The following is a 20,331-nucleotide window of genomic DNA, read 5'->3' as shown; positions in this document are numbered from 1 at the left end:
TTTAGCAATTGCCATTTAACAATTGATTTTGTAAAACATAAATTGCTCTAATTATTTTATTGTACCTGTAAACGAGTAAGAATTGTTTATCAAGTTACCATTGTAAAATTGAGCATACCAAGTTGTACTAGATTTAATTCCATTCCAAGTTACTGTTCGGCTTTTCCCTGCTTTAACAGAAAAAGAAATATACGTTGTACTACTATTTTTACACTTTATATCTATAACATTTTTTCCTGTATTACTAATCGATACAGTATAAGAAGTCTTTCCTTTGAATGTATAAGAAGAATACACATATCCCCCTCGATCACTACTTCCACTAAGGGAATATTTACCTTTGGAGGCTATATTCCAATTGCTACTTGGCACATTAGCTCCTCTAGTCAACCCAGGGATAGTTATACCAACATTTTCAATTGGTTGATCGCTTAAATTGGCATCCGTTTCAACATCACTAATAATTTCAATTCCTTCAGAAGCCCAAATCTCTGATTCTTCAGCTGAAGCTCCTATCCCCCCAATAAACAAAGATAGAACAGCTGCAATCCCTAAAACAATTTTTCTCACAATAATCATCTCCTATTTTTTCTGATTACTATATCAGTCAAGTAGGATTATACATTGTGTGCGACAAAATAGGCACGCAATTATCATGTTACATCCCTGAAAACATGCTATTCTACCGTATTCACCTTTCTATTTTTTTGCCCCTCTTCTTTTCATGGGGGGATCCACTCTTCTAAAGATTCAACTTTTACACCAACATCTTCGATCTATCTTTTTTTGCTTTTGCACGATAAGGTTAACTATTTTAGTAATCCCTTGAAAATAAAAGGTCAGTATTCTGGTAATCCTCTTGATTTATAGGCTGATCGATTTCATCGTAAATTTTACCACAACTTAATACCGACAGAATAACTGAACATAGATTTTGTTACGTGTTTCTGAACACAATAATTAAGACGAATGAATAAACCTGTAGTCTACGATGGATCACTTTCTTGATCAACTGGTAACCAACTTCATCAACACCAGAAAATACTTCAAATGGAGAAATATTGTACCTCTTACCATCTTCGAACCCATAGAAATCTTGATTGGTAAACAAGTGATACACCAAAGCGACCAATCGTTGCTACCCACCACTTAGGAGGACAAAAAAATAGACGTGCAATAGCACGTCTGTAGCGTCAATGATTGATATCTCACCGAAATCTTGCTATAATTATTGTGTAAAGAGGAGTTGCGCAAACAACTCCCCTACAGCACCGTTTAAGACGGTGGCCAGATTTAATTACTTTTTAAAAAATAATCGTCGCCTGGCTAAAGAGGACGGTTATTTTTTTGCATTCTTTTTTCGTTTCTTCTTGCTTCTATGCTTAGAAGAACGAGTGTTTATAATCGTATCTGCTAGTTTCACACATGCTTCGATTAAACCAATGAAGGCTAACAAAACAGGCGCTATTGCTAACAAAATGCCGATTATATCCACATCTTGCAAAAAGCTACTCCTTTCTTCAGATTTCGATAGTACATTCATAATGCACCACCTCACTTTCAAAAGATAGCCACCGTCACAAACTTTACTGTATCCTTATTATACCAAAAACCCACGCTAAAAACCGAGATTTATCAAGGTTTTTAGCATTTTTTTCATGCGGTAAGAACGGTCTAAGTAAAGAGATTTTTTTCTCGTTTCATCGTTTAAAGGAACCATCCATTTGTTTTTTCCACGTTGAAAGATCCCTTTTATTTCAGCAGCTCAAGAACACATACCGACACCATTTTTCTCTGACCTTACCTCAAGAGATCCCCATTCCTCACCCTTCATCCTCCCAAGGCAGCTCATCCAAGATCCTAATCAACTTCTGGACTTCTTGATTCAACATCGCACTCTTTAAATAGGCATATTGAATATAAAAGATTTCCTTATCTTCAGGGACCAATGGTATTTTCACTAAGCCTTCCTTTTCTTGAAACACGGGAAATTCCGTCATCAAGGTAATGCCGATATTGGAACTGACCAACTGACCAATTGTCTGAACGTCTGAAAAATAAAAGGGAACTTCTGGCTTCTTCTTTGATTTCTCACTTAAATTCTGAAAGGCGCGCATATGGGTATAGCCTTTTTCCAATAGGATAAAGGGATATTCGGCAGCTTCTTCGAATGAGATTTCCTTTTTTTCTGCCAATGGGTTTTCTTTTGACACAAAGATAAAAAACTCTTGTTGGTGCAGCAACTTCACCTGCAGATTCGGGTGGACGAGGGGATTGACACTGCCCAGCAAGCTAAAATCGATTTTTCCTGATAATAGTTTCGAAAGCAATTCATTGGATCCCCCAGATACTAAGTGGAAATTCGAAATAAAGCGGATGATCTCTTTTTCGTCTAAGAGTTTTGAAAAGACTTTGGAACGAATGATCGGCGGCAAACCGATGTGGGTCCGGTTGTTTTTGGCATGGTCGATGGCTCGGTCCAAGGTCAAAAATTCATCTAAGATATACTGTGCATGAGCCTTCAAAATTTCTCCTTCCGTGGTCAATGAAATGGAGCGATGAGAGGCTTCTCGAGCGATCAAATCACAGCCATAATGCTCTTCCAAGCGTTTGACAGCGTAGCTGACGGTTGGTTGACTGACAGCAAATTTATGCGCCACTTGCGTAAAAGAAAGCATCTCTGCCAAAGCTTTAAAGTATTCTAAATCTCGTATATTCATCGTCTGATTTCTCCCTTAGCCGATTCAAGCTCGCATCGGTTTTGTTATAAATAATTTTTATTATACCACCGATAGTTGACTATAATTCCATGCAAGGATTAAAGTAGCTAATGGAAATGAACGAGTACTCAAAATATATCCATTGGAGGAACATAATGAAAGCACATGACATTTTAAATAACCCATTTTTAAACAAAGGAACCGCGTTTACACAAGAAGAACGAAAAGAACTAGGGTTGATCGGTTTATTGCCCCCTCACGTGCAAACGATCGAAGAACAAGCAGAACAAGCCTATTTGCAATATGTCACCAAAGAATCAGACATAGAAAAACGTCACTTTTTAATGGAAATCTTTAATACCAATCGGACATTGTTCTACTATTTGTTCAACCAACATATCGTTGAATTCAATCCGATCGTCTACGATCCAACGATTGCTGATACCATTGAAAATTACAGCCGCCTATTCGTTGATCCTCAATATGCAGCATACTTAGATATCAATCATCCAGAAAACATCGAAGAAACGTTGAAAAATGCCGCTGGCGATCGGGACATTCGCTTGATCGTAGCCACTGACGCTGAAGGGATTCTTGGGATTGGTGACTGGGGTGTCCAAGGTGTCGATATTTCTGTCGGTAAATTGATGATTTATACCGCAGCTGCTGGGATCGACCCTGCTTCTGTTTTACCAATCGTGATCGATGCTGGCACGAACCGTAAAGAATTGTTAGAGGATCATTTGTATCTAGGCAATCGGCAAGAACGTGTTTACGGTGACGCCTACTACCAATTCATCGACCAATTTGTTCAAACGGCAGAATCATTGTTCCCTAAACTTTACTTGCATTGGGAAGACTTTGGCCGTTCAAATGCTGCAACGATTTTGGACAAATACAAACAATCGATTCCAACTTTTAACGATGACATCCAAGGAACGGGAATCGTTGTGCTGGGTGGTATCTTCGGTGCACTGGATATTACAGGTGAAAAATTAACGGATCAAATCTACTTATGTTATGGCGGTGGTTCCGCTGGTGCTGGGATTGCCAGTCGAGTCCATGCGGAAATGGTCAGCGAAGGTCTTTCAGAAGAAGAAGCCTACAATCATTTCTTTATGGTTGACAAACAAGGGCTTTTGTTTGATGATATGTCCGATTTGACTCCTGCACAAAAACCATTTGCCAAAAAACGGGCTGACTTTGCCAATGCTGGCGATATGACGCAATTGATCAATGTCATTAAAGTCGCAAAACCAACGATTTTGGTCGGTACCTCCACCAATGCCGGTGCCTTTACCAAAGAAGTTGTGGAAGCGATGTGTGAAAACACTGCTCGTCCAGTGATTTTCCCTATCTCGAATCCAACCAAAAAATTAGAAGCAACAGCTGAACAAGTGATCGAATGGTCTGATGGAAAAGCCTTTGTGGCAACCGGTGTCCCTTCAGGAACGATCCAATACAAAGGGGTCGACTACCAAATCGGCCAAGCAAACAACGCCTTGATCTATCCTGGTCTAGGGTTAGGTATGTTGGCTTCAGAAGCCTCTCTCTTGACCGATGAAATGATTGGTGCCGCTGCTCACTCATTAAGTGGTTTGGTTGATTTGAGCCAACCCGGTGCACCTGTTCTTCCACCATTTGAATACGTTGCGGACGTTTCTATCAAAGTGGCTGAAGCAGTTGCCAACAAAGCCAAAGAACAAGGGTTAGCCCAAGCGCAAGAAACCGATATGGCAAAAGCTGTCCAAAATCTTAAATGGTATCCAACATACTAGGAAGGTCTGAAAAATGAATAAATTAAAAACGATGACGATTTCGGGAATTAGTCTTCCCTTGTATCTCTTTTTCATGGTTGTCATATTCAGTGCGATTGCCTTAGACAAATTGCCATTAAATATGGTTGGGATCACCATTTTACTGGTTGCCTTAGGACACCTGCTGTATTTCATTGGGGAAAAACTCCCGATCATGAATTCTTATCTTGGCGGTGGGTCAGTTTTTACCCTGCTTGGTGCCACCCTTTTAGCCTCCTTCCATCTCGTACCCACGAAAGTCATTGACGCGGTCAGTGACTTCATGGGGGGCGGTTTTGGCTTTCTTGATTTCTATATTGCCGCTTTGATTTGCGGCTCGATTTTAGGTATGAACCGTAATTTGTTGGTGAAAGCTTCTACGAAATTCATTCCCGTTGCTTTGATCACTATGGTAGTAGGCTTTTTCTCCGTCGGCCTTGTCGGTATGCTGCTAGGCAATGGATTCGCTGATTCGGTGATGTATGTGTCTCTACCAATGATGTCTGGCGGTATGGGAGCGGGAATCACCCCACTTTCACAAATTTATGCCGATGGCTTGGCAAACGGCAATCAAGCCGCCATCTTTTCTCAATTAGCGCCAGCTGTTACTTTCGGGAATATTCTTGCCATTATTGGTGCTTTATTTATCGCAAAGGCCTTTGCTAAAACCAAATACAATGGCCATGGTACACTGATCAATGCCACGAAAGAAGAATTAGAAAAACCAAAAATAACACTTGATGCCCAACAAATCGGGGTCGGGATGCTCTTTTCCTTCTCACTGTTGGTCGTTGGTGCGATTTTAAGCGACTTTTTCCCTAAAATTCACGAGTATGCCTTTATGATCGTGATTGTCTTTATTCTAAAAGCCTTGAACATTGTCCCTAAGAAACTCGAAGATTCTGTGGTGATGTTCAACAATGTTGTGATGACGAATTTGACCCACGCGGTCTTGGCGGGGATTGGTTTGGCATTGATCGATCTGTCAACATTGGCTTCTGCCTTTACTTGGCAATTTGTCGTGCTTTGCCTAACCAGTGTCGTATCTATGGGGGCTGCCAGCTGGTTCTTCGGGATGGTATTGGGGATGTATCCCGTTGAAACCGCAATTGGCGCCGGTATGATCAACAACTCCATGGGGGGAACAGGCAATATCGCTGTATTGTCTGCCTCTGATAGAATGGAAATGATTGCTTTTGCCCAAATGGCCAACCGTTTATGCGGTGCAATCGTGCTGATTTTAGGTGGGATCTTGATCCGTTTCTTCTATTCTTGATCTAAAGCAAAAAACAGGTGCTGCTACGCATGATGCATAGCAGCACCTGTTTTTGCATTCCTCAAACGAATTCGTCCAATTGGTTGCACGAATCAAACAAAGGTTCAATCATTTCCTCATAAAAGAGTCAAAAAGAGCAGTGCCACCGCACTGCTCTTGCGTTACTGATTCATTCAGGGGTTACAGCTTCTGAAACAAGGTTGGTGCTTGATCAGGAGACCAAGTGGTGTCCCCGTAATTTGAGTGGGTGTTGATCACGACATAGTTGCTGCCTTTATGGCTCACGATTTCACCGCTTGTATACACTTCTGGTGCAGAGAAAGTACCTAGTTTCCACACACGGTATTCTGACTCCCCGCCTCCAGGTGTTTCCGTTTCTTCTTTGGCATTGGTTTTCACGCTCAGCTGGTTACTAAAAGCAGATTGTTCGCCCGTTTTACTGATTGCTTTGATTTGGTAATTGTAGGTCGTGTCCGCTGCTAGATTCGTGTCTTCATAGGTTGTTCCTGTGGCTGTAGCGATTTTGACGCCATTGCGGTAAACGTCATATCCAGCGATCCCATTTGTATGAGTCGATGCTTGCCACATTAAGGACACGCTGCTGTCTGTCACGCTCATTTGGTGTAGGTTGCCTGGTGTCGAAGGGGTTTCGACTTGATTGTCTGCTGCGGTAGTCACTTTCACTGCAGCACTTTTTTCTGAAACTAACGCCGTAAAGCCGACTGCCTCTACTTGATAGTTATAGGTTGTGTTGGCTTTTAATTGCGTGTCGGTAAAGGTTGGCTCAGTAGTCGTTGCCACTAAGGCACCATCACGATACACGTTGTATTCTTTCGCATCGGTTTGACCGTTCCATGCTAAAGCCACCGTGCTGCTAGTCACTCTTTCTGAGCGGACATTTGCTGGTACTACTGGTTTTTCAGGAATGACCGTTGAACCAGAAACGTTAACATCGATTACGTTATAAAAGGCATTTGGCGTATCGGCAACATCCCAGACCGCTAAAATGACATGGTAACCGAGACGATTTTCTGGAATGGTAATGGTATGGCTTGGACTATTGCTGGCAGCCGAACCATCGTGATTTACAGTAGCGATCAATTCCAAGCTATCTCTTGAAAGTGGCGCGTTTTGATCCCATCCTGGTTTCGTGATATAGTAATGCCATTTTGTGGTCTTGTGCGGCGCTGTATAATGCCAATTGACCCGCAATGGTCCTTGATTGATGTCTTGTTTGGTCCAACGATTGGTTCCTTGTTCATCAAGAACAAAGTCCCCGATTTGTCCGAGTCCACCATCTGCTGAAGCGATACGACCATCTACTGGTCCTGCTTCTGGAAAGCCTTTTTTGGTTTCCAATGATTGTGGGTTTGAAATGACATTGCCATATTTTTCAAACGCAGCGCTCCACCCTAACGTATTGCGATCCAAAGACCCTTGATAGCCCCGACTGACCGGTGATTCCACATAACCATGAGCAAATACTTGTTTCCCCGTGAAGAACAAGGTCCCTCCAAGTAAGATTGCCACCCCGACCGACCATTTTACCAATGCGTTTTTCATACTCTGCCTCCTAAAATTTTTTATCATCGAATAAACCAATCCTATCCGTTTATTCCTTGATTCCGATTCATTGAAAAGCAAACCCTACTGACATAAACATTCTGTTTATATGTGAATTATAAATTATCAAATCATTATAATATTATAATGAATAGTTTCCCGTCCTTTCAGTGAGAAATACAAAAAAACTTGAAACGAATCTCCTCCTAATCGCTTAAGAGGATTCGTTCCAAGTTTCTTTCTTTATATACGGTCTTTTTTAGGAAAAAGCAGCCGCTTATTTCCCGTTTTCTTTCAAATAGTCAGAGGATTGTGCGCCTGCTTGGCGACCAAAGACCATAATGTCGGCTACAGCATTGCCGCCGATTCGATTTTGTCCGTGGATACCGCCGGTCACTTCACCTGCTGCATACAAGCCAGTGATTGGTGTGCCATCTTCTTTCAATACTTGGGTCTTCGTATTGATTTTGACGCCGCCCATTGTATGGTGGATCCCAGGTGCGATTTGAATCGCATAGAATGGCCCTTCCGTCAGATCATAGTCCATCGCCGTTTCACGACCGAAATCTTTGTCGGCTTTGTCTGCCACTGCTTGGTTCCATGTATCTAAGGTTTTCTTCAAGGTTGCTGGATCGACATCGATTTTTTCAGCTAAGGCTTCGATGGTGTCGGCTTCTACCACTACACCTTGTTCTTTGTAGTAATCGACTTGTTTGGCTCTACCTGCTAACGCATTGTCAAAAATCAAGTAGGCATAGCTTTCTGGCAGATCCGTGATAGCAGCTGAAACATTGTCGCGGGTTTCTAATTCATTGTAGAAACGTTCCCCTTGTTGGTTCACCAAGATGGCGCCTTCTCCACGAACGGTTTCACTGATCAACATGCCTGTATCTTGAACTACTGTTGGATGGACTTGGATTTGATCCATATCAACCGTTGCGCCGCCTAATTCTTCGATCATCTTGATACCATCGCCTGTACTACCTTCAGAAGTCGTGCTGACATAGCCTTTCAGATCTGGACGGTATTTTTCGATCAGTTCTTTGTTTGAGCCAAAACCACCAGTAGTAACAACGACCGCATCACCAGCGATTTCTTTTTCTTCGCCATTGATTTTCACGTTGACGCCAGTGACTTTGCCGTCTGTTTCATTGATTTTTGTCACATCAGCATTTACAAACAAAGGAATTTCTTGCTCATGAATGTTTCTCAATAGGCCATCCACCAAATACCTACCGACTGCTGAACCGTCGTGAGGACGATGGATCCGTTTCACACTGGCACCGCCGCTATAGCTGATATTGTCTAAAGTGATCCCCATTGAATCCAACCAATCAATCGCTGAAGCAGAGTTATCCACTAAATAATGCAGCAATTCTTGATCGTTGGTTCCTTTACCGCCTTTTAGGGTATCTTCAAAAAATAGTTCATTGGAATCTTCAATGCCTTGGGCTTCTTGGAATTTGGTTTCTGATGCGTTCATTCCGCCAGAAGATTTCAAGGTATTTCCGCCTGCGATCGGCATTTTTTCTAAAATGACTGGATTCATTCCAGCATCTTTAGCCGACAAGGCTGCTGCCATCCCTGCACCGCCAGCACCAACGATGACGATATCATATTGATCTTTTAACTCTGCTGGATCGGTATACTCTTGTTGGGAAGCACCTGAAGTGACTTCACTTTCTGAAGAAGAGCTTGCCGCACTGCTGCTGGCTTTTGTTCCGCCATCGGCGCCACATGCACTAAGCAACAATAATGAGGCTGCCCCAATCACCCATTTTGACCATCCACTTTTTTTCATTTGTTTCCCTCCGTTTTTCTTGCTCTTTTCTCCTCACTGATCCCCGTCATATACGATAAGAAAAGCAGCATTTTTCTTGCGAACTCCGCCCAACTTGTTACTTTATTAACAACGATAAACATCTTGCGATCGGACTATTTTTCTATTCGATAGCGATAAAAACATTGTTTAAGCAACATTTCAACAGCGTTCTATTTTATTTAACCATTGTAACAAAAAAAGAAACTAAGTGTCCCGTAATAATTTGTGTATATTTTAACTATTTATTCTCATTGTTTTCTAATTTTTCCGAAAAAAGATAATATATTTTTCTCGCTACTTTCTGCTATTGAAAGCTATCACAAAAGACATGCCCATAGAAGGACCGTTAAGCTTGCGGTCAAAAAGATATGGCCGCGATTGTTCTTTCTCTGTTCTTTTCCCTTTGTTCTACGCCTTCTTTTGTATAATAAAAGAAAAAGCAGAAATGGAGTGGCGAATGGAAAAATTGACCCGAATGTTCGAGCGAGTGATCAGTATTTGCATTGATAGCATGTTGGCGATCTTAGTCGTTGTCGTCTTGATTTTTATGGGAAAAGCGATTTTTATGATCAGCACGACGCTCTTTCCCTTAAGTGAAGCGCCTCACCTGTCCTTTTTGATTGAAGAAATTGCCACGTTATTCATTTTATTAGAAATCATTTTGATGTTGCTGCGGTATATGAAGGATGGACATCACATTCCCGTCCGTTACTTGATTCTGATCAGCATTACTGCGATTTTGCGCGAGTTATTGTTGACGCAAGGTATGGCGAACGATGCCCTATTTTTTGCTTTAGCGATCTTTGTTTTGGTACTCGTCTTGCTAGTCCTGCAAAAAATCAATGCCTTCCAACATACCCAGGAAAAAGACCACTGAAACCATCCCATTGGATCAGTTGGTTTCAGCGGCTTTTTCGGGATCAGTTAGAGGGATACCAATATAAAAGGTGGTTCCTTTAGGCGTACTTGTAACATCAATCAGCCAATCGTTTTTTTCCACGATCGAAGAGACAGTGAAGAGTCCTAGACCAGTACCGCCAGTGGCACTCTTGGTCGTGAAAAAGCGGGTAAAGATTTTTTCTTGGATCGCTTCTGGTATGCCGGGACCGTTGTCGGCGATTTCGATCAAAGCAAACTCCTGTTGCGCGGAGAAAGCTTGCTTACGAAACAGAAAGGTGGCGCTTTCTGTCGAAGTGCGGCTCAAGCGAATGCTGCAATCGGCATTTGCTTGGTACACATTCATCAACAAATTGTAAATGATGACTTGCAGATCGATCTTCTCGTAGACGGCATATCCTACTTCTTGGATATCATACGTAAGGGAAAAGGCTTTTGGCAGCAGCGCACGCATAGTATCGATGGCTTCTGTCAAGGTAGTAGCGATCGACTGCACAGTTTTATCGGCACTTTCGAGTTTCGAAAAACGCAGCACATTGCTAGATAACTCTTTGCCTTTTTCTGCTGCTTTGCAGACTTCTTGCAAGTCCTCCACCAAGACTTCATCGTGTTGGTTTTCCTCGATCAGTAATTGTAGATGACCAATCATGGGCGTCAAAAAGTTGTTTAGGTCATGGACGATCGAGGTCGTTAATAAGCCAATGGTTTCCAGTTTTGATTCTTGCAAAATGTTTTTTTCGATCTCGTGCTTTTCTTTTAACAGCCGTTGTCGTTCTTTCAATGCTTGGTTTTCGACATAGGCTTGATTGCGTTTCATGTAGTTTTTGATCAGGATCGTCAATAAAATCATAATGACAAACAACAAACCTAGTAGGCCGATCAAAATTAAGTTGTCTTGTAAAAAGAGACCGCTTTGCTCCAAAAAATCGGCATTGCTAGCGACGATCAGCCGACTGTCGCCGATGGTGATCCATTGATAAGCAGCCAATTTCAGCACTTTTTGCAGTGTTTCTTCGTTCCACCAATAAGAATAATAGACGGAGGTGCCTGCTTCATTGTCGATTTGTTCTTGCTCCAAGCGCTCAAGATCGGTGAAATCCAGCTCTGGAAATTCTTTTTTGCGGCTTTCAACGATGGAAAAACCAATTTGTTCGTCCGATGGGTGCATAACGATCCGCATCTCGGCGTTTTTGACCATCGTATAGCCGGAGACATTGCGATCGGTGGTAAATTCATGATGGTACATGCGCTGTAGATTCAAAGGCATCACAAGAATCGCTTCTTTGTCGTCAAGGGTTAAGGACTGATACACATTTAGATAGGCCTGCTTGCCATCAAAATAGACTTGCCCATTTTGTACCTGCCGTCCTGCCAATACTTTGTCTAAGGATGGGTCTTTGAATAACAATTCTTGCACCGGCGGGTCTTCTGGTTTATTGACCGCCGTTGCGGTATTTTGGGCGATGACCTGACCTTGTTGGTCGATCAAAAACAATCCGACCATGGCATTGTTCGCAGAATTGATCACTGGTAACGTTAAGGGGCGCTGCAAATCAGCCAAGGCGGCGCCTTCGAGGTGGTCATCGGCATAATTGGTAAGAGCCATGTGGTACGATTCGATACTGCGGCTGATCAGCTTGATCGCCGCTTGATTGACCGTTTCCAACTGCCGCAACCCGACGGTTTCAGCTTGTCTTTGTGCGCTTTTATAACTTGTAAAGGTAAAAATAAGTCCAATCAGTGTAATGAATAAGGTAGCGACCACACTTAAATACAGCCAAAACTTTGATGGCGGTTTCATTATAAACCCCTTTCATATTTACTATAATACTATTGATACAGGAGGCGGATATTTTGCGAGATGAAAAAATTTTAATCGTTGATGATGACCCTGCCATTCGGCGGCTGATTTGGAAATCTTTACAGTCGACGGGTATTTTGATCTACCAGACCGATTCCGTTGAAAAAACGATTGCGATCAACTCTCGTGTCAGCTTTGATCTTTTTTTACTGGATATCAGTTTAGAGCATGAAAATGACGGCTATCATTTGGCACAACTGATTCGGGAAGAAAACCCCACGGTGCCGATCGTTTTTTTGAGCGGAAAAAGTGACGAAAAAGACATGATCAACGGCTATGAGATTGGCGCCGATCACTACATTACGAAGCCTTTTTCACCGGCACTCTTAAAAGCACAAATCGTTTCGATTCTTGATCGCCGCAACGTGCTGCGAGAAAAAGGGATCGCCAAACCGGAAGGCGATCTGTGCAGCGGCATGTTTCGTTTTGACCAAAAACGCTATCAGTTTTTCAAAAATGATCAGCCCATCAAGTTGTCTTCAAAAGAAATCATGCTGATGCGCTTTTTCATGGAAAATCCAGATCAAGTGTTCTCGAAAGAACAGATTTACAGCAATGTCTGGCAAGATGGCCAATTCGATGCCAATACCGTGATGGTTTTTATCAATCATCTGCGAAACAAAATTGAAGATGAGCCGAAGCACGCCCGCTTTTTAAAAACCGTTTGGGGGATCGGCTATACCTTTTTACCAGAAGGAGACGCCTTCTAGCTGCAAGAAATAAAGCGCCAAGGCTAAAAGATCCGCCGAGCCGCCGGGACTCAAATGGCGTGCAATCAATACTTGATCATAGATCGTTAATTCACGAAGCAAGTCTGTATCTGACAGATTGGCTTGGTGAATTTTTTGCATCTCCTGCTGTACCGTCTTCATCGCCTCGTAACCTCCTCGATGGACGAGGTTGCTGTCTTCGGTTTCACTCATTAGATAGACTAACCCGCGCAACAAGGAAACGGAGGTTTTTTGCGGTTGCTGCCGCAAGTACTCCAGCAGTTTTTTGACCGTTGGATACCCAGCTGCAGCTTCTCCACGAATCCCCATCGTGCCGTAGGTCAAATAATTTTTTTCCCCATAAGACAATTGGTCTTTGTGGGTGATTTGCTGCAGGTCTTGCTTGACCAAATGCTGGCAGATATCAGCGGCAAGCTGCAGGATCTGATTGGTATCTTCAGCCATCAGCTCCGCCTTGCCATTTTGTTGATAATAGACTCCTGTCGCCCCCAACAAAACTGCAAAGGAAAAGTTCGCCCCTTTGTGGGTATTGATGCCTTTGGTTGCCCGAAGCATCGCTGTTTCTGCTTCTTGACCGATCCCACGTAACTGGTCAAACAGCTGGATCAGCGAGCCTGTATGGGCAAAGCCCGCTTGGCTATAGCGCTGAAAAAAAGGCGCCAAACAAGTGATACTGTTGATAAAGGTAAACACATTCATGTCCTGATGCGCACCAGAGGAGCAAGGATCTACTAAACCAGGCTTGGGTGCTAACGCTACCTCATAATGCAGCGCATTGACTGCATAGCTGCTGGCGATAAAAAGACGGGAATCAGTCAATTTTTCTTCGCTCCATTTCAGCAAGAATAAATTGCAGGGAGTGATCCAAATGTTCATGGGTCAACAACGTGATCTGTTCCGTGTCATTGGTTCTCATGCCGCGATAAATCAGCCAATGTTCCGTCAATGCCGCATCCCTTCTTCTAGAAGAGCGAATCGCAATGTCACGAAAATACACGAGGTACGCTTGCAGATCTAGCACGATACTTTTTAACCGCAGCATTTGACTTTTTTCGTAAATAAACGCATTGAAGTCCGAAAAGTTTTTCAAGACCCCATCCACATCATCCTCACGATTCAGCTGTTCGCCATGTTCTAACAAGCAGCGCATCTCCTGGAAATCTTCCTCAGTCATCAAGTCCATCGCTTTGATGGTCGCTAACGTATCCAATGATTTGCGGATATCGTAAATCTCATAAGCATCTTTGATACTGATCCCTTTTACGACGATGCCGATTTTTGGCACATGCTCCACCAGTTTTTCAGCCACGAGCTGAGTCATGGCGTAACGAATCGGGGTTCGGCTGATATTTAGCGTATCGGAAAATTCTTTCTCATTGATGCGAGAGCCTGCGGGAATATCTCCTAAAATGATGGTTTTTTTGAATGCTTCATAGATCAAATCTTTTAATGGTTTATTTTTGGTCAGATCCAGATTTTTATTTACTGCATCAATAATTGGATTCATGATTTACTCCTATCATACTAAAAACAAATGAGATTTTTGGGAAAAAATAAGTTTATCGATAAACAAGGAAAACTACCGAGCAAAATGGCAGCCTGCTCGATAGTTTCTGTATGAAATTACTGTGGAATATAAAACGGCATGTGACCTAATAGCACGATCGTAACGACGAAGATCACGAAAATCCCCAGTGCGTATTTCGCCGCTTCTTTTTGCCATTGCCCCATATCTAAGCCCGTCAAGCGCAACAGCAAGTAGATGAAGGCAACCAATGGACTTAACAAGTGGAACGCTTGGCCCATTAAGGACGCCAAGGCCATCTGCATATTGGTAAAACCATACGAACGACCTGCTTCTGCTAAGACTGGCAGGACCCCAAAGTAAAATCCGTCATTGGAAATAAAGAAGGTCCCAGGTGCAGAAATCAGGGCAATGACTAATCCCCAGAAACCAGCCAATTGTTTAGGGATGATTTGCGTGAAGCTATTCGCCAAAGCCGTTGCCATCCCTGAGCCTTGGAACAAGCCCATGAAGACGCCTGCTGCAAAAACTAAAATTACGACTTGCACAGCGTCGCCGCCGTTGGCACCGATCCGTGACGACTGGTCTTTCAAGATTGGGTAGTTGACCATCAATGCAATACACGTACCTACAAGGAATAACAAGATTGGCGGTAAAGCGATACTAGAGATAAAGGAGCTTGCTACTAACCAGCCAATCAAGACGATTGTTAAGATACCGTTGAAGACAAAGTTTTTCGGACGGCGGATCGCTAATGTATCAGGATCAGTCACAGTTGTCATTTCTAAAATCTCATCATTCGTCAGCTCGGTAACCCCTAAACGTTTCCGTTCTTGGATCCCCATTCTGCGAGCCACAAAGAAAACCACATAGAGCAAAGACAAGATCATTCCTGGCAGCAGATAAGAAAGAATATCCGCATCGACTTCCAGCACGGCCATTGCCCGAGCAGTTGGTCCGCCCCATGGCAACAAGTTCATGATGGTATTTTGCAAAATGATCAAGACACCAAGGTTCATCATTTTCATATTCAACTTCTTATAGATGGGAATAAACGCAGAACAACAGATCAAGGTCGTGGTCGTTCCATCACCGTTCAAAGAGACTGCAGCGGCAACGACTGCCGTTGCCATCAAGACTTTCATCGGATCGCCTTTAGCAAAATAAATCATTTTTTTCGTGATTGGATCAAACAATCCCGCATCCAACATAATCGAAAAGTACAAAATCGCAAACAGCAACATGATCCCTGTGTTGGCTGTGGTGGAGATTCCCTCAAGGACAAAATCACCGATATTGCCTTTTTCTGAAACACCAGCAACCATCGCAACGAGGGTAAATAGTAATGGGATAATTACTAAGGATGTAAAGGGTGACATTTTTTTCTTCATGATGACGAACATGAAGACAATAATCATAGCATAGGATAAAATCGTTAAGAACATTTTCTTCTTCCTTTCATGCATCGAAATGTGTAAGCGTTATCAAAAAACATTTTAAAAAAATTACAGGCCCGTAATTTGTTAGCGACAAGCGTCACTAGTTTGTGAATCTTTTTCTTTTATTAAAGGAAATAATGTTATTGAATGCTTTACACGTCTAAGAATAAACAATCAAGAAATAGAAAAAAAGACCCGTTTAAAAAAAGAACAGCAAAAAAACAATTTCTCTTTTCAAATCTTATTTTTCGTTTAAAAAGTTCTTAACAGAATATTAACGCAATAAAAACCTTGATAAATCAACGTTTATCTCGGTTTTTCGCTCTTTTTTAAAAAAAGGAACACTGAAAAAACAATTTTTAGCCGAAATAAATCTCGCTGATTGAACGGGAGTTTCTATAATGAAAGGGAACGAATCATTGAGAAAGGAGAAACCCATGAATCTTATTAAAAGATTGTTCAAAAAAACGCATGATGAACCTGATGCGGCTGTCAGCTCCCCTTTGAAGCCACAGGAAATGATAACGGATCCACCCGCGTCTGATTGGCAAGAAGTGTCGAGCTATCAGCCAGCGCCTGCAGAAGATTATCCATTAGTCAGTCTGATAGCCGCCGCACTAGGGGCTGAATGTTACCCTGAAAGTCAGTTTGTCATTCGAAGAATTGAGAAGCGTAATCCTGATTTTAGGCGAGTCGCCCTGATTGCTGCCAGTATTGCCGCAGGAGAGCTGCCTGATTCTCAGTTCACAATCAAAAAAATAGCCAAAAAAAATGAAAACAAGTGAGGGAAAAACATGTTACGTAAATTTAAAATAGCGATCGATGGGCAAGAATACCTTGTCGAAATGGAAGAAATCGGTGCGCCGCAACCTACCGCTCCTGCCCCAGCAGTGCCAACACCGGCTCCCGCAGCGGTACCTGCTCAACCAGAGGCAGTCAGCACACCAGAACCAGAAGTAGCACCGCAGCCAGCGCCAGCTACGCTTCCTGCTGATGGCGAGCCGATTCATTCTCCGATGCCGGGAACGATTTTACGTCTCTTGGTCAATGTAGGTGATACTGTACAAGAAAATCAGTCGTTGATGATTTTAGAAGCCATGAAGATGGAAAATGAGATCGTGGCACCAAAAGCAGGAACCGTGGTTGCGATTGCAGTCAATGCGGGCGACATGGTCAACCCAGGAGAACTGCTGATTACGATCGGCTAATTTATTGAAAAGGAAGTGACGTAGTGGAAACGTTAATTGAAGGTGTAGTCGGGTTAGGATCGGAGCCGGGACGGATCGTTATGATGTTCATCGGTGGTCTATTAATGTATTTGGGGATCAAGAAAGAATATGAACCGACCTTATTAGTACCCATGGGATTGGGCACGTTGTTAGTGAACTTCCCGAACTCAGGTGTGTTAAGTGCTGGCGGAGAAGCTGGCCCGTTCCAAGTATTGTTTGATATGGGGATCTCAACTGAATTGTTCCCCTTGCTTTTGTTTATCGGGATTGGCGCGATGATCGATTTTGGTCCCTTGCTGCAAAATCCATTTCTTTTGTTGTTTGGCGCTGCTGCGCAATTCGGGATCTTCTTTACGATCATCGTTGCCGTGTTGCTTGGTTTTGATTTAAACGACGCAGCTTCCATCGGGATCATCGGCGCTGCTGACGGTCCGACTTCGATTTTTGTCGCAAATACGCTGAACTCGAAATATATGGGTGCGATCATGGTAGCAGCTTACTCTTACATGGCGCTAGTACCGATCATTCAACCGGTTGCCATCAAAGCAGTGACGACCAAGCATGAACGAAAAATTCGTATGTCGTATCGTGCCGGCGAAGTTTCGCAAACGGCCAAAATTTTGTTCCCGATCGTGATCTCGATCGTAGCAGGGTTGATTGCGCCTGTTTCATTGCCACTGGTTGGATTTTTGATGTTCGGGAATCTCTTGCGGGAATGTGGTGTCTTGGATCGCTTGTCCATCACTGCTCAAAATGAACTAGTGAATATCATTAGTATCCTCCTAGGTTTATCAATTTCTGTGAAAATGCAATATGAAGAATTCTTACAAGTCGATACATTGATGGTTATTGGTTTAGGGCTGGTTGCCTTCGTGATGGACTCGGTCGGCGGCGTGTTGTTTGCGAAAGTGCTGAACTTGTTCCGTAAAGAAAAAATCAATCCAATGATCGGTGCCGCTGGTATCTCTGCGTTTCCAATGTCTAGTCGGGTCATCCAAAAAATGGCGACAGATGAAGATCCGCAAAACTTTATTTTGATGCATGCAGCCGGTGCCAACGTTTCAGGACAGATTGCTTCGGTCATCGCCGGTGGCTTACTGCTGGCACTGATTGCTTAGGTCACTAGAAAGGAGAGGAAAACTATGAGTCAAGATTTACTGACTTCATTTGAATTGTTGTTATTCGGTTGGGGCGGCGTCTTTGTCGTGATCCTGATCATCTACTTCGCATCCTTGCTTTTGTCGAAGCTCTTCCCAGTAAAAAAATAAAGAAGGCATTGTATGTATACCCTGAAAAGAATCTGGCTGCAAAAAGATCCAGAAGTCTTTTTGCAATGGCAAAAATTGATCACCCGTGCTGGCTTAGCCGTCGGTGAAGAGGTAGCCTATACCGTTGGCATTTTTGACCAGCAAACCTTGATTGCTACTGCTTCTTGCTATGCCAATATCATCAAGTATGTAGTGGTCTGTGAAAAAAGACGCTCCGAACAGCTGTTGACGCAATTGATTTCGCACCTTAGCGATCATATCAAAGACGAAGGCTTCACCAAGTCCTTCGTCTATACAGCACCGAAAAACCGCCTGTTTTTTGAATCCCTCGGGTTTCGTGAAGTGCTGGCAGCACAAGACATCTTGTTCATGGAACAAGGCGTTCCTTCTTTTGAAAGCTATGCCCAACAGCTGCAACGGCAGCGAATTGGACAAAACAACGGCGCGATCGTCATGAACGCTAATCCTTTTACTAAAGGACATTTGTACTTAGTCGAAACGGCTGCGAGTCAAAAAGAACAGGTTTATGTGTTCGTTTTATCAGAAGACCGCTCGCAATTTTCTGCCAGCGAACGGCTGCAGATGGTGACGGATGGTGTGGCTCATCTGCCAAATGTAACGGTGCTGACGACCAACAACTATCTCGTCTCTTCGGCGGTCTTTCCCAGTTATTTCTTGAAAGAGCAAGCACCTGAGGCGATCGCCAAAAAACAAGCCGCCTTTGATGCAACCCTCTTCAAAGAAAAAATTGCCCCGCTGTTGACGATCACTACGCGTTTTGTAGGCTCAGAGCCTTACTCGCCCGTGACCCAACTCTACAACGAGGCAATGGCTGCCGTTTTTTCACCCGAGCTTGAACTGATCGTGATCGACCGTCTGAAGATCAACCAATCAACCGTTTCGGCTACAAAAGTCCGGAAAGCGATTGCAGAAAAAGATTTACTTTCCTTGCAGCAATTTTTACCAGAAACAACGTTCTCATTTTTAATGCAGCATAACTATATTTAGAGGTGATAATAAGTGGAAATCAAAAAAAGTGCGGTTGCTGGCTCTGTTGAATCCAGTGATATCTTAATCGCGATCGAGCCTACCACAACCCAAACCATCGAGCTGACCCTCGATAGCAGTGTCGAAAAACAATTCGGCAAACAAATTCGCGCCGTCATCCTTGAGACGCTGAACCATCTAGGCGTGACACAGGCCAAAATCACTGCCACCGATAAAGGCGCATTGGACTGTGCCATCAAAGCCCGAACTCTGACCGCCGTTCATCGGGCCGCCGAACAAGAACAGTATGCTTGGAAGGAGATCGACACATGGAACGTTTAAGAAGAACGATGATGTTTGTACCAGGAGCCAATGCTGCCATGCTACGGGATGCACCATTGTATGGCGCCGATTCCGTTATGTTTGATTTAGAAGATGCGGTCTCCTTGAATGAAAAAGACTCCGCTCGGACACTGGTGCATTTTGCCTTAAAAACCTTTGACTATTCTGCCATCGAAACCGTCGTACGCATCAACGGCCTCGACACGGTGGGTGCCCTTGATATCGAAGCGATGGTCCTAGCGGGGGTCAACGTCATTCGTCTACCGAAAACCGAAACCGCCCAAGACATCATTGACGTTGCCGCTGTGATCACACAAGTAGAAGAAGAAAACGATCTGCCTGTGGGAACCACCAAAATGATGGCTGCCATCGAGTCTGCCGAAGGCGTTTTAAATGCCCGAGACATCGCTACAGCTTCCGATCGTTTGATCGGGATCGCTTTAGGGGCAGAAGATTATGTCACCAATATGAAAACCCGTCGCTACCCAGATGGGCAAGAATTGTTGTTTGCCCGCAGTATGATCTTGCATGCAGCTAGAGCTGCGGGGATCGCCGCTATCGATACCGTCTTTTCTGATATCAATGACACAGATGGCTTTATTGCTGAAACGACTCGCATCAAGCAACTTGGTTTTGACGGAAAATCAGTGATCAATCCACGGCAGATTCCCCTAGTCAATGGGATCTATGCGCCTTCAAAAGCCGAGATCCAACAGGCCAAAGAAGTGATCTGGGCCATTCGCGAAGCCGAAAGCAAAGGCTCTGGTGTGATCTCCTTGAATGGCAAAATGGTCGATAAACCAATCGTTGAGCGAGCGGAACGCGTGATCGCCCTTGCCAAAGCAGCGAAATTGATTACCGAGGAGGAAGTGTAA

At 43.4% G+C, this 20,331-nt stretch carries 20 protein-coding genes; 11 read left to right on the top strand and 9 right to left on the bottom strand.

What is annotated here, in order from left to right; all coding sequences use genetic code 11:
- Nucleotides 1-51: 51 nt before the first annotated feature.
- The 3 genes from IGJ05_RS14265 to IGJ05_RS14255 all read right to left on the bottom strand — a co-directional run bounded on the left by IGJ05_RS14265 (nucleotide 52) and on the right by IGJ05_RS14255 (nucleotide 2,720).
- A complete protein-coding gene (locus IGJ05_RS14265) occupies nucleotides 52-570 on the bottom strand; it encodes a hypothetical protein (protein WP_081117094.1) in 519 nt (172 codons plus the stop codon).
- A 769-nt stretch (nucleotides 571-1,339) separates the two neighbouring features.
- On the bottom strand, nucleotides 1,340-1,543 hold the full coding sequence (locus IGJ05_RS14260; RefSeq protein WP_081117095.1) for a hypothetical protein: 204 nt from the start codon (nucleotides 1,541-1,543) through the stop codon (nucleotides 1,340-1,342).
- 280 nt (nucleotides 1,544-1,823) lie between these two features.
- Nucleotides 1,824-2,720, bottom strand: coding sequence for a LysR family transcriptional regulator (locus IGJ05_RS14255; protein ID WP_081117096.1), 897 nt, complete (start codon nucleotides 2,718-2,720; stop codon nucleotides 1,824-1,826).
- Between the two features lie 116 nt (nucleotides 2,721-2,836).
- Here IGJ05_RS14255 and IGJ05_RS14250 point away from each other — a divergent pair, with 116 nt between their 5' ends.
- Together IGJ05_RS14250 and IGJ05_RS14245 are read left to right on the top strand one after the other, a co-directional pair.
- Complete coding sequence (locus tag IGJ05_RS14250) at nucleotides 2,837-4,498, top strand: malolactic enzyme (RefSeq protein ID WP_280115278.1); 1,662 nt, start codon at nucleotides 2,837-2,839, stop codon at nucleotides 4,496-4,498.
- 13 nt (nucleotides 4,499-4,511) lie between these two features.
- Nucleotides 4,512-5,792, top strand: a complete 1,281-nt coding sequence (locus IGJ05_RS14245; protein ID WP_005230514.1) for a 2-hydroxycarboxylate transporter family protein — start codon at nucleotides 4,512-4,514, stop codon at nucleotides 5,790-5,792.
- 180 nt (nucleotides 5,793-5,972) lie between these two features.
- On the opposite strand, the gene IGJ05_RS14240 is transcribed toward IGJ05_RS14245, so the two are convergent.
- Together IGJ05_RS14240 and IGJ05_RS14235 are read right to left on the bottom strand one after the other, a co-directional pair.
- On the bottom strand, nucleotides 5,973-7,355 hold the full coding sequence (locus IGJ05_RS14240; protein WP_179135477.1) for a lytic polysaccharide monooxygenase: 1,383 nt from the start codon (nucleotides 7,353-7,355) through the stop codon (nucleotides 5,973-5,975).
- Nucleotides 7,356-7,632: 277 nt separating this feature from the next.
- A complete protein-coding gene (locus tag IGJ05_RS14235) occupies nucleotides 7,633-9,156 on the bottom strand; it encodes a flavocytochrome c (RefSeq protein WP_081117099.1) in 1,524 nt (507 codons plus the stop codon).
- Nucleotides 9,157-9,634: 478 nt separating this feature from the next.
- Between IGJ05_RS14235 and IGJ05_RS14230 the strand changes: the two genes are divergently transcribed.
- Nucleotides 9,635-10,054 carry a phosphate-starvation-inducible PsiE family protein gene (locus IGJ05_RS14230; RefSeq protein ID WP_074934197.1) on the top strand — a complete coding sequence of 140 codons (420 nt, stop codon included), beginning with the start codon at nucleotides 9,635-9,637 and terminating at the stop codon, nucleotides 10,052-10,054.
- Nucleotides 10,055-10,069: 15 nt separating this feature from the next.
- On the opposite strand, the gene IGJ05_RS14225 is transcribed toward IGJ05_RS14230, so the two are convergent.
- Nucleotides 10,070-11,875, bottom strand: coding sequence for an ATP-binding protein (locus IGJ05_RS14225; RefSeq protein WP_010748909.1), 1,806 nt, complete (start codon nucleotides 11,873-11,875; stop codon nucleotides 10,070-10,072).
- A 53-nt stretch (nucleotides 11,876-11,928) separates the two neighbouring features.
- Here IGJ05_RS14225 and IGJ05_RS14220 point away from each other — a divergent pair, with 53 nt between their 5' ends.
- Nucleotides 11,929-12,645 carry a response regulator transcription factor gene (locus tag IGJ05_RS14220; protein ID WP_005230498.1) on the top strand — a complete coding sequence of 239 codons (717 nt, stop codon included), beginning with the start codon at nucleotides 11,929-11,931 and terminating at the stop codon, nucleotides 12,643-12,645.
- Here the strand turns inward: IGJ05_RS14220 and citG are convergent.
- The 3 genes from citG to IGJ05_RS14205 all read right to left on the bottom strand — a co-directional run bounded on the left by citG (nucleotide 12,622) and on the right by IGJ05_RS14205 (nucleotide 15,636).
- Nucleotides 12,622-13,485 (bottom strand): triphosphoribosyl-dephospho-CoA synthase CitG, encoded by an 864-nt coding sequence (citG, locus tag IGJ05_RS14215; RefSeq protein ID WP_010748907.1) that lies wholly within the window; start codon nucleotides 13,483-13,485, stop codon nucleotides 12,622-12,624. The genes IGJ05_RS14220 and citG overlap by 24 nt on opposite strands.
- Complete coding sequence (locus IGJ05_RS14210; protein ID WP_317756350.1) at nucleotides 13,478-14,173, bottom strand: GntR family transcriptional regulator; 696 nt, start codon at nucleotides 14,171-14,173, stop codon at nucleotides 13,478-13,480. Before IGJ05_RS14210 ends, citG begins: the two co-directional genes overlap by 8 nt.
- 116 nt (nucleotides 14,174-14,289) lie before the next feature.
- On the bottom strand, nucleotides 14,290-15,636 hold the full coding sequence (locus IGJ05_RS14205) for a CitMHS family transporter (protein ID WP_010748906.1): 1,347 nt from the start codon (nucleotides 15,634-15,636) through the stop codon (nucleotides 14,290-14,292).
- A gap of 395 nt (nucleotides 15,637-16,031) precedes the next feature.
- Between IGJ05_RS14205 and IGJ05_RS14200 the strand changes: the two genes are divergently transcribed.
- From IGJ05_RS14200 to citE, 7 genes are read left to right on the top strand one after another with little or no spacing between them, the layout of a single operon-like run.
- Nucleotides 16,032-16,415: a hypothetical protein gene (locus tag IGJ05_RS14200; protein WP_034696242.1), complete on the top strand. Its 384-nt coding sequence runs from the start codon at nucleotides 16,032-16,034 to the stop codon at nucleotides 16,413-16,415.
- Nucleotides 16,416-16,424: 9 nt separating this feature from the next.
- Complete coding sequence (locus tag IGJ05_RS14195) at nucleotides 16,425-16,838, top strand: acetyl-CoA carboxylase biotin carboxyl carrier protein subunit (RefSeq protein WP_005230471.1); 414 nt, start codon at nucleotides 16,425-16,427, stop codon at nucleotides 16,836-16,838.
- A gap of 23 nt (nucleotides 16,839-16,861) precedes the next feature.
- Nucleotides 16,862-17,977, top strand: coding sequence for a sodium ion-translocating decarboxylase subunit beta (locus tag IGJ05_RS14190; protein WP_010748903.1), 1,116 nt, complete (start codon nucleotides 16,862-16,864; stop codon nucleotides 17,975-17,977).
- Between the two features lie 24 nt (nucleotides 17,978-18,001).
- Nucleotides 18,002-18,127 (top strand): OadG-related small transporter subunit, encoded by a 126-nt coding sequence (locus IGJ05_RS14185; protein ID WP_008381833.1) that lies wholly within the window; start codon nucleotides 18,002-18,004, stop codon nucleotides 18,125-18,127.
- Between the two features lie 12 nt (nucleotides 18,128-18,139).
- On the top strand, nucleotides 18,140-19,135 hold the full coding sequence (citC, locus tag IGJ05_RS14180; protein WP_081117101.1) for a [citrate (pro-3S)-lyase] ligase: 996 nt from the start codon (nucleotides 18,140-18,142) through the stop codon (nucleotides 19,133-19,135).
- 12 nt (nucleotides 19,136-19,147) lie between these two features.
- Nucleotides 19,148-19,456 (top strand): citrate lyase acyl carrier protein, encoded by a 309-nt coding sequence (gene citD, locus IGJ05_RS14175; protein WP_266166158.1) that lies wholly within the window; start codon nucleotides 19,148-19,150, stop codon nucleotides 19,454-19,456.
- Nucleotides 19,444-20,331, top strand: a complete 888-nt coding sequence (citE, locus tag IGJ05_RS14170) for a citrate (pro-3S)-lyase subunit beta (protein ID WP_005230463.1) — start codon at nucleotides 19,444-19,446, stop codon at nucleotides 20,329-20,331. Before citD ends, citE begins: the two co-directional genes overlap by 13 nt.

This window comes from Enterococcus sp. AZ167, assembly GCF_051714025.1.
In the GTDB taxonomy this organism is placed as follows: Bacteria; Bacillota; Bacilli; order Lactobacillales; family Enterococcaceae; genus Enterococcus_D; species Enterococcus_D casseliflavus.
The sequence above is the reverse complement of the archived record's forward strand: the minus strand, read 5'-3'. Positions and strand labels throughout refer to the sequence as shown.

What these genes read in the sequence shown, in the direction of transcription:
- IGJ05_RS14205 (WP_010748906.1), bottom strand. Translation starts at nt 15,636, where the DNA reads ATGTTCTTAACGATTTTATCCTATGCTATGATTATTGTCTTCATGTTC.
- IGJ05_RS14235 (WP_081117099.1), bottom strand. Translation starts at nt 9,156, where the DNA reads ATGAAAAAAAGTGGATGGTCAAAATGGGTGATTGGGGCAGCCTCATTA.
- IGJ05_RS14250 (WP_280115278.1), top strand. Translation starts at nt 2,837, where the DNA reads ATGAACGAGTACTCAAAATATATCCATTGGAGGAACATAATGAAAGCA.
- citE (WP_005230463.1), top strand. Translation starts at nt 19,444, where the DNA reads ATGGAACGTTTAAGAAGAACGATGATGTTTGTACCAGGAGCCAATGCT.
- citC (WP_081117101.1), top strand. Translation starts at nt 18,140, where the DNA reads ATGTATACCCTGAAAAGAATCTGGCTGCAAAAAGATCCAGAAGTCTTT.
- IGJ05_RS14200 (WP_034696242.1), top strand. Translation starts at nt 16,032, where the DNA reads ATGAAAGGGAACGAATCATTGAGAAAGGAGAAACCCATGAATCTTATT.
- IGJ05_RS14185 (WP_008381833.1), top strand. Translation starts at nt 18,002, where the DNA reads ATGAGTCAAGATTTACTGACTTCATTTGAATTGTTGTTATTCGGTTGG.
- IGJ05_RS14195 (WP_005230471.1), top strand. Translation starts at nt 16,425, where the DNA reads ATGTTACGTAAATTTAAAATAGCGATCGATGGGCAAGAATACCTTGTC.
- IGJ05_RS14240 (WP_179135477.1), bottom strand. Translation starts at nt 7,355, where the DNA reads ATGAAAAACGCATTGGTAAAATGGTCGGTCGGGGTGGCAATCTTACTT.
- IGJ05_RS14225 (WP_010748909.1), bottom strand. Translation starts at nt 11,875, where the DNA reads ATGAAACCGCCATCAAAGTTTTGGCTGTATTTAAGTGTGGTCGCTACC.
- IGJ05_RS14230 (WP_074934197.1), top strand. Translation starts at nt 9,635, where the DNA reads ATGGAAAAATTGACCCGAATGTTCGAGCGAGTGATCAGTATTTGCATT.
- IGJ05_RS14260 (WP_081117095.1), bottom strand. Translation starts at nt 1,543, where the DNA reads ATGAATGTACTATCGAAATCTGAAGAAAGGAGTAGCTTTTTGCAAGAT.
- IGJ05_RS14245 (WP_005230514.1), top strand. Translation starts at nt 4,512, where the DNA reads ATGAATAAATTAAAAACGATGACGATTTCGGGAATTAGTCTTCCCTTG.
- IGJ05_RS14210 (WP_317756350.1), bottom strand. Translation starts at nt 14,173, where the DNA reads ATGAATCCAATTATTGATGCAGTAAATAAAAATCTGGATCTGACCAAA.
- IGJ05_RS14255 (WP_081117096.1), bottom strand. Translation starts at nt 2,720, where the DNA reads ATGAATATACGAGATTTAGAATACTTTAAAGCTTTGGCAGAGATGCTT.